This window comes from Streptomyces sp. NBC_01571, assembly GCF_026339875.1.
Classification (GTDB): Bacteria; Actinomycetota; Actinomycetes; order Streptomycetales; family Streptomycetaceae; genus Streptomyces.
In genome coordinates this window covers 1-11,796 of sequence record NZ_JAPEPZ010000013.1, presented here as the reverse complement: position 1 = coordinate 11,796, position 11,796 = coordinate 1, and the positions used below count along the sequence as shown (strand labels likewise).

The 11,796-nt window shown below is 67.8% G+C and carries 13 protein-coding genes; 11 read left to right on the top strand and 2 right to left on the bottom strand.

What is annotated here, in order from left to right; all coding sequences use genetic code 11:
* Positions 1-309 precede the first annotated feature (309 nt).
* The 11 genes from OHB41_RS51910 to OHB41_RS51865 all read left to right on the top strand — a co-directional run bounded on the left by OHB41_RS51910 (position 310) and on the right by OHB41_RS51865 (position 9,395).
* On the top strand, positions 310-1,146 hold the full coding sequence (locus OHB41_RS51910; RefSeq protein ID WP_266709802.1) for a GntR family transcriptional regulator: 837 nt from the start codon (positions 310-312) through the stop codon (positions 1,144-1,146).
* 50 nt (positions 1,147-1,196) lie between these two features.
* On the top strand, positions 1,197-1,754 hold the full coding sequence (locus OHB41_RS51905; protein WP_266709800.1) for a UTRA domain-containing protein: 558 nt from the start codon (positions 1,197-1,199) through the stop codon (positions 1,752-1,754).
* 71 nt (positions 1,755-1,825) lie between these two features.
* Positions 1,826-2,146: a hypothetical protein gene (locus OHB41_RS51900; RefSeq protein ID WP_266709798.1), complete on the top strand. Its 321-nt coding sequence runs from the start codon at positions 1,826-1,828 to the stop codon at positions 2,144-2,146.
* A 109-nt stretch (positions 2,147-2,255) separates the two neighbouring features.
* Positions 2,256-2,531, top strand: coding sequence for a helix-turn-helix domain-containing protein (locus OHB41_RS51895; protein ID WP_323138648.1), 276 nt, complete (start codon positions 2,256-2,258; stop codon positions 2,529-2,531).
* Between the two features lie 272 nt (positions 2,532-2,803).
* On the top strand, positions 2,804-3,928 hold the full coding sequence (locus tag OHB41_RS51890; protein WP_266709796.1) for a hypothetical protein: 1,125 nt from the start codon (positions 2,804-2,806) through the stop codon (positions 3,926-3,928).
* Between the two features lie 74 nt (positions 3,929-4,002).
* On the top strand, positions 4,003-5,394 hold the full coding sequence (locus OHB41_RS51885; RefSeq protein WP_266709794.1) for a replicative DNA helicase: 1,392 nt from the start codon (positions 4,003-4,005) through the stop codon (positions 5,392-5,394).
* A gap of 20 nt (positions 5,395-5,414) precedes the next feature.
* Positions 5,415-6,998 carry a helix-turn-helix domain-containing protein gene (locus OHB41_RS51880; RefSeq protein WP_266709792.1) on the top strand — a complete coding sequence of 528 codons (1,584 nt, stop codon included), beginning with the start codon at positions 5,415-5,417 and terminating at the stop codon, positions 6,996-6,998.
* 98 nt (positions 6,999-7,096) lie between these two features.
* The gene (locus OHB41_RS51875) at positions 7,097-7,669 is read left to right on the top strand and encodes a transcriptional regulator (RefSeq protein ID WP_266709790.1); all 573 of its coding nucleotides are present in this window, start codon (positions 7,097-7,099) and stop codon (positions 7,667-7,669) included.
* Positions 7,670-7,688: 19 nt separating this feature from the next.
* Complete coding sequence (locus tag OHB41_RS51870; protein WP_266709788.1) at positions 7,689-8,216, top strand: hypothetical protein; 528 nt, start codon at positions 7,689-7,691, stop codon at positions 8,214-8,216.
* The gene (locus OHB41_RS52915) at positions 8,155-8,805 is read left to right on the top strand and encodes a helix-turn-helix transcriptional regulator (RefSeq protein WP_526025131.1); all 651 of its coding nucleotides are present in this window, start codon (positions 8,155-8,157) and stop codon (positions 8,803-8,805) included. Before OHB41_RS51870 ends, OHB41_RS52915 begins: the two co-directional genes overlap by 62 nt.
* Before the next feature lie 26 nt (positions 8,806-8,831).
* Positions 8,832-9,395, top strand: a complete 564-nt coding sequence (locus tag OHB41_RS51865) for a Uma2 family endonuclease (protein ID WP_266709786.1) — start codon at positions 8,832-8,834, stop codon at positions 9,393-9,395.
* 319 nt (positions 9,396-9,714) lie between these two features.
* Here the strand turns inward: OHB41_RS51865 and OHB41_RS51860 are convergent, their stop codons facing one another.
* The gene (locus OHB41_RS51860) at positions 9,715-10,212 is read right to left on the bottom strand and encodes a hypothetical protein (protein ID WP_266709784.1); all 498 of its coding nucleotides are present in this window, start codon (positions 10,210-10,212) and stop codon (positions 9,715-9,717) included.
* A gap of 534 nt (positions 10,213-10,746) precedes the next feature.
* On the bottom strand, positions 10,747-11,184 hold the full coding sequence (locus OHB41_RS51855; protein ID WP_266709782.1) for a hypothetical protein: 438 nt from the start codon (positions 11,182-11,184) through the stop codon (positions 10,747-10,749).
* Positions 11,185-11,796: the final 612 nt, after the last annotated feature.

Below are 11,796 nucleotides of genomic sequence, written 5' to 3'. Positions count from 1 at the left end.
ACCTCCGAAGAAGCGGTGACACCTGCTGTTGTGCGTGGGCTGGAGGTCCCCGAGCTGACAAGCACCACCAGCTACGCCCTGCATCCGGCTACTCACCGCCTGCTGGGCAACTCGATTAGAACTCCGCTATCCCCCTCAGGTCAACCTGTCTAGCTAAGACCTTTCGGACACCATGTCTGACCTGCACTTTCTTGAGCAATATTAAAGGAGGTCGATTCTCGGCTTTCATGACACAACTAGTCATGCCATGCTGTGCGCACACCGGGTAGCGAGATCCGCTAGCCGCACGATGCGTAGAGAGGGGGAGCGGTGGCCACCAAGCAGAAGGAGCCGGGAAAAGTTGAGCGGATCGCATCCGAGATCCGAGACAAGATCGCGCGGGGCGTACTAGCACCTGGATCGCGCCTGCCTGGGGTGCCTCAGCTCCAGAAGGAACACGGCATCGCCTACCAGACCGCCCGTGACATCTACGGCCTGCTCGAAGGCGAGGGACTGCTCTTCTCTAAGCAGGGAAAAGGCACCTACGTCTCACTGGTGCTAGGCAAGATCGTGAGCGAGCGAAACAGGCGCTACCTCCCGTCGTTGCGGGAGGCCGGCGGGGCGGTCGGCGCTTTTGAGGCCGAGATGAGAGCGATGGGTTTCGAGCCGCGCCCGGTGATCCTCACCATCGCTAGGGATGTGCCTCCGCGGAAGGTGGCGGAGGTTTTCGGGATGCATCACCGCGCGAAGACCCTCAAACGTGAGCGGATCATGCCAGTTGGACTGCCAGGCAATGAGGAGACCGAAGAGGTTGTACAGGTTGCCACCAGCTGGTTTCCGCAGGATGTAGCAGACGCCTGCCCGGTGCTCGCCGAGAGCAAAACGGGCACGGGAGGCAGTAAGTCCCGCATGGCCGAAGCGGGGTTCAGGCAGGTCCGGCTACGGGAGGAGATCGAGGTCAGATCTCCAACCGCAGCCGAGGCAAAGGCCCTGGGCATCCCCGTCGAGCAAGCGGTCATGGAGATCACGCACAAGGGGCTGACCGATGAGGGGCGAGTGGTTGAGATCGGCCTCCACGTTCTGCCTCGTGCGAAGTGGAGATTGGCGTACGAGTGGGTAATCGACGCGCCAGCACCGCCTGACTCCAGCTCACCAAACCCTCGCTGAACGAACCCCATTGAAGATCACTAAAGTCAACTATTAGGAGTACTAGCCAGATGGCCACCAGCATCGAGAGCACCGGCGCAATCCTGCGTGACGCCCGCACCCGGTACACCACCGCCCAGCGTGAAGAAAACGGCGCCCGTGGCGCATTCGACGCCGAGCTGCAGCGCACTGGCCGGACACCGCGCTCCGAGGTCTCCGTCAGCCGCGCCGCCGCGCCGGCCGACGTAGCGGAGTTGCTGGGCGCTGATGGCGACGTCGTCGTGCGCTCGCGCCAGATGTTCGATGGAGACCGCCTCGTTCAGCTCGCCACCACCTACATTCCGGTTGACGTAGCTGAAGCTGCTGGCATCGAGCAGGTGGACACGGGCGTGGGCGGCATCATCAGCCGCATGAAGGAAGCCGGGTTTGATCAGGGAGAGGCCGCAACCGAAGACGTCTCGCTGCGTCCGGCGAGCGAGGATGAAGCGACGCGTCTCGGTCTCCCTAGCGGGTCGGATGTACTGACTATCACCCACATCGGGCGCACGACCGAGGGCCGCGTGGTGGAGGTGACTCAGCACGTTCTCGGGAAGGGCTGGACGCTGCGCTTCTCCGTCCCGCTCGTCTAAATCAATCCGCACCGGTCGGTGGATCGCCGACGCCGACCGGTGCGCGCGCCCGTAGCACCTGGAGGCTAGGCATGACCCCCGAACGACGCCTGACCAGCCACGAATTGGTGCAGGAGCTACATGACGTCCTGAACGTGCCCGGTGGATGGATTCGCGCAGCCGCGGATTCCGAAGAGCCAACCGCTACGCCTGCGGAATGGACGCTGGAGTCGGTAGTCGCGCAGCTCTGGAAGCTCGCCCGGGCGACCTCCACACCTGACCGTGTCGCCGATCGCCTCACGAAGGCGGCCGAAGAGGCGGACGCTGCACTCATTTCAGAAGGTGTGGCTCAGTACGGACATTTGGGGGCTGCGTACGCCTACGCCCTTCAAGCGCGGCAGGTATCCCGCTAAAGGATCGCCCTGAAGTGGGCGGGTGAGCCTCTCCAATGACACGCCATCAAGTACGCCAACGCGAGTAGCAAAACATGTACAGTTTTGGATCTACGTGTAAGGGGGAGTAGTGACCGATCTAGCCAACGCAGTCGACACGCTACTCAGTCGGCCAGCCGACACACTGCCCTCTCCTGAGGTGCGGTCCAGGCTGCGAAAAGCATCCGGCCTCACGCAGGAGGAAGTCGCCCAAGCGTTCGGTGTGCATCGCCTGGCTTTCCTTCGTTGGGAGAACGGGCAGTCGATGCCGCGCCGACGCCATCGCGATGCGTACCTACGTCTCCTGCAAGGGTGGGCCACTAAGTATCCCGAGGCAGCCCAAGGCGTGCTCGCAGAGGCGGTCTGAGATGCGCAGTTTCAGCAAGCCCCCCTAAAACGCGAAGGGCCCCGTCGCCACAACGGGACCCTTCCTAGCGTTCGACTCGCGCACCCTACGAAAAGTCCCGAGTCGTGAGCAGCGAGGTGACCTCGTCTGCCGGGTGATGCCCGTGGGCTCTAGAGCCCGCGTGGTCACCTATACCCAGAGTATGCGCAGGAATCTGCGCGCCGCCACTACTCCGGGCAGGTGGATAGGTCACAGCGCCCTTCGCGGCTCCCCTGACCTGGGGAGATGACCCCTTGCACAGCCAGCAACACCCTCATACTGAAACGTCTGTCGCCGCCGCGCCCGTGGATGAGACCGGGCGGATCGTGGCAGCGAAAGCTCCCGCGAGCGGCGTATCGGTTCCGCGACACCTGGGCGTCGGACACGACCTGGTGCACGCCCTCGACTACGTCGTTCTGCTCCAGGTGATGTTCAACCTGGCATCCGGACTGGACTCCGACCCGCGCAGCGTGTGGAAGCAGCTCCAGGATCGCGGCATCCGATCGGCCAAGGACGCCAAGCGCCTGGTCGGCAGAGATGCCGTCTACGACGCATTCGCCCGGCTGATCGCGTCCGGGTACCTGCGGCGCGTCCAGCTTCCGCATCCGAAACTTCCCGGACGCATGGGCCCGGTCGTCTACGAGTTCTTCGACAACCCTGCCTGGAATCCGGATTGGTCGCCGGCCTCTGCCAGCGAAAATCACGAGACCGTAAAACCGCAGGTCGCAACGCTTCCCGGAACGCCGGATCCGTTGTTCCCGGAAGCTGGTAAAACCGCAGGTCGCAACGCTTCCCGGAACGCCGGATCCGTTGTTCCCGGATCCGGCGTTCCGGGAAGCGTCAAGCGTCGCGTTCCTGCAGGTCAGAACGCATCCGGCGTTCCGGGAAGCGGAATCGGCTCCCCCCCACACCCCCCGGAGGAGGTAACTACCTCCTCCCCCTACCCCCTCACGAACCCCGCGGGTCCCACGGGGTTGCCGTCACCACGGGAGGAGGGGGAGGGAGCTGTCTGCTCCGAGGACGACCTTCGGGTTGCGGCGGACGTGTTGGAGCTGCTTCCTGCGCCGTGGACGCAGGGCAGGTTGAACGCGGGCAAGCTGGCGCCGAAGCTGCTGACGGTGATGGCTGCTCAGGGCTGGCCGGAGATCGGTGTGGTTGATCGCGGCTTGCTGATCCGGCAGCTGACGAAGAATCCGCACAAGGTCAGCAACCCGTACCGGCTGCTGGCGGGTGACCGCATCCCGAATCTGCCCCGCTACGCCGTCGTTGCGGCTGAGGCGGAAGCCGCGCGACCGCCGGGCGCGACAACGGACGGCATGTGCCCCAAGCACCCGACCTACCGGGCGGGGAATCGCTGCATTCCCTGCATCACGGCCTGAAACACGGCGGGTCGGACCGCTGCAGCGGTCCGACCCGTATCCCCTGCCCGACGCATCCGAACAGGAGACCCCCAGTGTCCAGCACCCGGGACCTTCCCGCACAGAGCCGCTCCGCACCGCCCGATATGAGCGAGCAGGGCGGTGCCAACCGGAGCCGTGAGGTTCTGCGCACGCCGCCGCACAACCTCGAGGCCGAGCAGGCCGTCCTGGGCACCCTGATGTCCAGCACCGGGGCCGCCGCACGGTATTTCGCGGAGACCCTGGAGACCGGCATCACCGCCGGGGAGTACTACCGGCCCGCCCACACCACGATCCACCGGGCCATCTGCGACCTTCACCAGGAAACCGAGGTGGTGGACCCGGTCACCGTTGCCGCGCGGCTCACCGAGCGCGGCGAGCTGGCCAAGGCCGGCGGAGCCGCGTACCTGCACGCCTGTGTCGAGGCCGTGCCCACGGTCGCGAACGGCGCGCACTACGCGGAGATCGTCCGCGCCAAGGCCTACCGGCGCGCGGCGATCGAGTCGGCTCAGAAGGTTCTCCAGTACGCCTACAGCGAGGAAGGCGACGAGGACGACGTCCGCAGCCTCGTCGAGCAGGAGTTCACCGCGATCGTGGCCGGTATGCCGGGCCTGCACGCCGCCCCGCCGGTCGTGGATGACCTGTACCTGGACTTCGTGGCCGAGCTGGAAGAGATCCAGGACGGTCGGAAGATCGGCCTGCCCTACGGGATCAGCGACCTGGACGCCGTTACCTGCGGCATGCGCCCCGGCAACGTCACGATCATCGCGGCTGCTTCCGGCGTGGGGAAGTCCACGCTGGCCCTGAACGCGGCGGTCACTGCCGCCAAGGCCGGCGCGCAGGTGATGTTCTCCTCGCTGGAGATGAGCAGCACCGAGCTGATGCAGAAGATCGCCGCAGCCGAGGGCAGGCTGCCCATGCACCACCTCACCCAGCAGGGCGGCCTCACCGCCGACGACTGGAAAACAGTCGAACGCCTCGGACGGGAGCTGTTTCGGACGCTGCCGCTACGGGTGTACCGGCCCGACAGCGCAGCCCTGCACGACATCGAATCCGCGGCCCGCGCCTGCGTCCGCGCCGACGGCCTGGACCTCCTGGTCGTGGACTACCTCCAGCTCGTGGAGATCGAGACGGCCCGCAGCATCACCCGGGAACAGGCCGTTGCCGCCGTCTCACGCGGCCTCAAAAACCTGTCCGTGCAGCTCGACTGCCACGTCATCGCCCTCCCGCAGCTGAACGAGGACGGCATGATGCGCGAGTCGAGGGCCATCAAGAACGACGCAAGCGTCGTGATCAAAATCGAGCGCCCCGACACGAACGAACCCGAATCCCCGCGCGCCGGTGAGGTCGACCTCGTGATCGAAAAGAACCGCTTCGGCCCCCGCGCAACGGTCTCCGCAGCCGCACAGATGCACTACAGCCGCTTCGTCAACATGGCCCAGACATGACCGGCCGGGAAGGACTGACGATGGACGACAACGCTGCGATCGACGCCCTCCTCGCCACCGCGACCATCGAGCAGATCCCGCTGCCACCCGCCGAGGAACGGCGCCGGCTGCGCGAGGAACTCCACCTCTCGCGTGCCCAGGTCGCTGCCGCGCTCAAGGTCAGCGCGTCGACAGTCGGCGGCTGGGAGACGGGCCGGGAGCCGGGCGGTGAGGTGCGGAAGAAGTACGCGTACTTCCTCGAGGGCGCCGTGCTGAAGCTGAACGCCGCCAAGCCCGCGGATCCGTCGACGGCCGGTGACACCTCCGCCGACGCGGCTGTCAGCGAGGGCCAGGCCGACGTCGACGAGTTGCCCGCACCGCAGCCGTGCGTGCTGTGCGGACAGCCCGCCCGCCACCAGGTGGAGGGCTTCCCCCAGCACCTGGACCCCGCCGACTGCACGGCCGCCGCACCAGCCCCCGCCGTGCCTGCGGTAGGCGCAGGCCTCGCCCGGCCGGCACCGGCGGCCGCTCCCGAGCCTCAGGTGCCGGCGCGCGCGGTGCCGTCGCCGCGTCCGGCTGCGTCGGCCCGGCCCGGCCGGGGTGGCGGCCGCGGGGTGAAGGTGGCTCCGGTCGGTCGGCGGGTGCAGGCGGCTGCCGAGGTGCCCGACCCGATCCGCTCCGCTGTCGATGGCGTCCTGGCAGAACACGGCGGCGACCTGGAGGCGGCGACGGCTGCGCTCGTGAAGCGGGCGATCCCCGACGCGATGGCCCTCCTGGACCACACGCGCAAGGGCGGCCGTTACGACGTCGTCGCGCACCCGTGGCTGCCGGACATCCTGCGCAAGCAGTCCTCGCGCGGCGCCGACCAGGTCTGGGAAGCCCGCCCCAAATGGACACGGGCCGAACTCCCGGCCGGCCAGCATGAGGTGACCGCGCTGGACATCAACGGCGCCTACCTGTCCGCCCTCAAGACCCACCTGCCGCTCGGACAGCTCGAACACTCCACCGGCAACCACCACGACAGGAAGCGCTCCGGCCTGCACCTGATCACCCCGCCGGTCTGGGAGCACGACGCGGTCCTGCCCAACCCGGTCGGCCAGCGAGACGAGCCCGGCCCGCTGTGGGTGACCGAGCCGACGCTGCGCCTGCTGCTGCGGGTGTCGGGGCCGAAGTACGGGCTGTGGGACCCGCCGGAGATCCACGAGTCGTGGACGAGCGGCGCGACGGAGGGCCTGCTGGAGAAATTCCGCATCGCGCTCAAGGACGCACGCGACCGGGCGATCGCCGAGGACGATCCGGTGACGCTGGAGTACGTGAAGGCGATGTACTCCAAGTTCGTCTCCACGCTGGGGGAGTCGAACTACAACCGCGAGCTCTACCGCACCGACTGGATGCACCTCATCCGCTCCCAAGCCTTCGCCAACCTGTGGACGAAAGCGTTCAAGGCCTACGACGAAGGCCTCATGGTGGTCCGCGCCATGGGCACCGACGAACTCCACGTCATCGGCGACTGGCGGGCCGTCTTCCCCGAAGGCCGCGGCGTCACCGAGGTGAAGGTCAAGGACACCTACACCGTCGGCAGTGATCCCCAGCAACCCGAGAACGCCCCTGACGGCCCCTCCTGAAGCCGATCACCCGCCCTAGCGTCAATTCCCCCGCCAGGGCGGCCCATCGGCCCCCACAAGCCCGTACAGTGATCCACAGACTTTGAGGACCGGAGACCATGCCTGAGCGCAACATCGAGTTCGGGAAATACGGGGCCCGCGGCGTCAAGGGCCACGAGGCCGTCGCCCACCAGCTCGACAACCTCGCCGGCTACATCGCCACCCCGATCACCGCCCGACGCGGCCTCGCCGCCCGCCTCACCTACCTGACCCGCACCGCCCACGCCCGCGCCGCCGCGGCCGCCCTCGGCTTCACCCCGACCAAAGCCCAGCTGAAGAGCTGGCGGGACGGCAGCGTCACGCCGCGCCGCGCGACGCTGGAGAAGATCGAGCACGCCTACCGCACGGTGCGGCGCGAGAACGTCGCCCGCTACCTGCTCGCCCGCCTCAACCGCGAGGGCCGCGGGACGCGGGTGGAGATCCACCCGCTCAACCAGTCCCAGGTCTCCCGGCCCCGCCAGCGCGAGATGGGCATGCGCCACATGAACGTGCGCCGTTGGGACCGCATCGTCGCCGCGTGGGCGGCCGGCGCGGAGCAAGAGCTGGACGACGCGTGGGTGGAACAGGTCATCGACCTCGGCTCCCAGTGGGGCCAGTACGAATACGTGACCAACGTCGGCTTCGCCGCCTGAGGCCTGTGGAGTGAAGGGCGTGCGTGTGAAGCGGACTACCCGGCTGTGGGCGGCAATGGCGCTCATAGCCGGCTGCGTGCTGGCGGGAGGCACGTGGGCGGGCTTCTGCCTCGGCGGCTGGTGGGGCGCGCAGGCCGGGCTGCTGGCAGCAGCAGCGGCGTTCACACTGCCCGCGTGGATCGCGGTCCGACTGCGCGACCTGTACCGGGACGACTTCTGGGACAACGTCGTCATAGGCGACGGCCGGGCCGAAGGAGCAGCGGAGATGGCCCTGTGGGGCGCACTGCAGTACCAGGCCGTGGCCTTCCCCCTGTCTCCCACCAGCATCAGTGAGACGGAGCGCCACGTCCGGCGCACGGTGGCCTACAAGAGCGCCGCTCACGACACCTTGCCGCTTGCCGTACGGGTGGCGGCCGCCGACGCCCTCGACGTCATGGACCAAGGCCAGGACAAAACCGCAGCCAACGAAGCCATCAAGGTGCTCCATGACGCGGTCCGCGAATGCCGCACCGGCTATCTGCGCATCAACAAAGACGAGACCGCATAGCGGGCTGGTCCAACCCTTTGCCGTGAATGCCGTGCGTCCGGACACGAATTGGGGCGCTGGTCGGGAAGGATGCGGGGGCATGAGCGCTCATCACTCGCCTTTGACGCAGCGTGAGGCCGCTGCCGCCTGTGGCGTGAGCCGTACGACCATCCGGCGCCGCCGGGAGGCTGGCGCGCTCCCCGGCGCCTACCTCGACGAGCAGCGTGGCTGGCTTGTCCCTGCCGACGACCTTTGCGCCGCTGGATTCACGCTTTCCCGAACGTCCGATGCGCAGGAGACCATCACTCGGGCGCCATCCGCGGATACAGCCGAGATGGACAAGCCGTGTGGATCGAAGCGCTGCGAGCAGGCCCTGAGAACCGCCGAACTGGAGATTCAGCACCTGCGGACGCTTCTGGAAGAGCGTGGTGCACGCATTGACGACCTGCGGCGCGTGCTCCCTTTGCTGACCCCGCGTCTCCCTTCACCCACCAGCTCTGAAGGGCCTGGCGGTCCGACGCGGTCAGCGACAGTAGTGCCCGCTGGGAATCAGAACCGAACTAAATCGTGGGGCGACAAAGACCTCGCGGGCGGGCGACACTGGACGTGACTGTCGTAGCAAGGGAGGTGGAGCAGGTGAGCGTTGCCACGGACCACACCGGCCCCTGGACTCTTGCCGACGTCCTGGCGCTGCCCGAGGACCGCACGACCCGCTATGAGCTGCTGGGAGAGTCCCTGGTGATGTCGCCCGCTCCCGGAGTCCGCCACCAGCGGGCGTCCTTCCGGCTGCACGTCATCCTCGACGCGGCCGCCCGGGCAGCCGGCGCCCCGGTGGAGGTCCTGGAGGCCATCAACGTCGTCCTGCCGTCCGGCCTGGTCGTGCCGGACCTGGTGGTCACCGACGCGGGCGCCACCGCCGACGACACCGTCAGCGTGGACGCCGACGCGGTCCAGCTCGTGGTCGAACTCGTCTCTCCCGGCAACAAGACGATGGACCGCAAGGTCAAGCCCCTGCTCTACGCCGAGGCCGCGATCCCCCACTTCTGGCGCCTGGAATTCGAACCCGCTCCGCGCCTGATCGTCAGCGAGCTCCACGGCGGCCGCTACGTGGAAACAGTCACCGCTCTCGCCGGCGCCACCACGCACATCCACGCCCCCTTCGGCGTGGACATCGACCCGGCCGGGCTCGCTCGCCAGTAGTGGTCAAGGGTCGCCGATCCCCCTACCGGCTGCCCTACCGATCCCCCTACCAAGTCCCCTACCGGCACACGCGTGACCCCCCTCACGATTCGCGCAGGTCACACCCCTTGACCAGGCCCAACTATGCCTCCCGACAACCCTCTTACCTACCTCCAACCTGTACTGCCCCCTGTGAAATGGCGGGGGCAGAACAGGACGGAGGTGCGGCGCGAGGGTTTTGGGGCCGCCTGGTGGCCTGTCGCGCGTCGGGCGGCTGCCCTCCGCGCTCGCGCCGGACGGAAGCCGGCGCCCCGCAGCGGGGCGGTGAGGCGGGCAGCCGTCAGGGCGAGCCGTCCCCGGCCTGCTTCTGCTCGCTCTCGAACGTCGCGAGAGCCTCGGTGACGGCGCGCTGCCAGCTGCGCGCCACGCCTCCGTGCTCACGCGCCAGTTCAGCAGCCAGCCCACGCCGGGGGCCGCCCTCCTGGCGCAGCGCAGCCAGCGCCACAGCCACGGCCCGCTCGCGCTGCTCGCGACCCGGCCCGCCGCCACGGGTTCCCTGTCCGTCTCCGGGACGGCGGCCCGATCCCAGACGCTGGGTGCCGACGTCCTGCTGCCAGGCCGTCCAGAACGCCTCCACGGCCTGCTGGTCGAAGTAGACCATCCGTCCCACCGTGCAGACCGCCTCCGGGTGCCGCAGACGCTCCGGGCGCCGGCCCCGCTCGGTGTACCACCGGGTGACCGTCGACTCCGACGCACCCGTATGCCCGACGATCCACGCCCGGCTCACCACCCACCGGCCCTCCCACACACGCCGCAGCCGCTCATCCTCAATAGCCATCACCAACCGCCCTCCCATCCGACAAACCCGCACCAGGGCGCAGCGCACCCGCAGAACAGATCACCTACAATAGACAAGCCTCTTTTGGGAGAGGTCACGGCTGGCGGGGAATTCCCGGACAGGTTTGCCGACCGACCGGGAAAACTACGCACATTCCCCGCCAGCCCCCAACGCATAAAAGACGCAGCAACCGAATTCGGCAATCTCCCCCTTCCCCTCATCGTGAATTCCTCGGGCGCAGCGGACCGGCGTGAAACTCTTTTCTTGTCCGCGGCCGTCCTCCGGATGCCGATGCTCACTGCGTTCGCTGCGCGCGTCCCCGCGCGAACAGGCCGCCTCCGGCGGCGAGGGTGGGTTGCTGACCTCCGGCCGCGCCGGTGGGATCACCGGCGCGGGGGCGCCGAGACTGCTCGGCACCCCCGCAGCGCGGGACGTTCGCGGGAGGTGCCGGGGTCTGGGCACCTCCCGCCCCCAGGTCGGTCGGCACTGGGGTGGTTCGCGGGCCAGGTCGCCATCCCGGCCCGCGCGGTGGCTCTAGAGGACCGTGTAGACGTGGCGCGGGTAGATGGCCTCGACGTCGTTCTCATCGCCCGTCTGGACGCCGTACGCGTCCAGGAAGCGCGTCGACTCCCAGTTGCCGATCAGCTCCGCCGCACGCTCCGCCCCAGCAGGCGTGAGGGCGCCACGGTCCAGGTCCCACACACGGCCCGTGTACCGCGCGCCACCATCGGAAGCCGCAGCCGGGGAGCGCAGGCACATCAGGCCGTACGACACCTTCTGTGCCAGGCCGATGCCGAGCAGGAAGGCGAAGTTCTCGAAGAACTTCGGCTCAGGAGCGATCAGGTCGTCCAGGTCGCCGCGACCCTCCACAGACACCGGCAGCGTCGCGCGGGCGGGCTCCTGGTCCTCGACACACACCGCGAGCCTCACCACGTGCTCTCCAGGAGTCAGCCGGGAGAACAGATTCGACAAGATGGCGTATGCCTCTTTTTGTGCCTCAGCGAATTCAGCAGGGGAAACAACCTTGAGCGCCATGAGATCGCCTTTCGTGTTTTTGGGAGAGACCTGCCCGAACCGGTTGCCGCCGTTTCGGACACTGTAAGTCTATCCCTGTACACTCCACGAGAAACGAAAAATCGGATCGCGTTATGATTCCGTGACATCAGATTCAGAGAAAGTAGAGAAGTGAATATTGGCAATTCGGGCGGCAGAGTTGCCGGGCGTACCAGGCTCGTAGGGGTGATGCGGCATCAACCCAGAACCGATCCAGGTTCACAGAGTGACGCACACGCCGGACGGCATGCCTCATCACGGATCGGGCGGCCCGACGGGTGAGCGTAAAAACTAGCGCCGCACGCAGTCTTCGTGCGGTCCCACCGCGAGCCGTCCCCTCCCTGCTGCTGCGTCTTTCCTGACGGGCCCGGAGGGTCCGTCAGGCCCGGTACTGGACTGCGGAGCAGGCCGGTACCGGATGGGTCCCGGCGGGAGCCGGGACCGCCGTATCGCGGAGCGATAGGGCTGGCCGGAACGGAGTTCCGGCTCCGCGCGGAGCGCGGGAAGTGCCGCGTAGCGGCACCGCGTCGT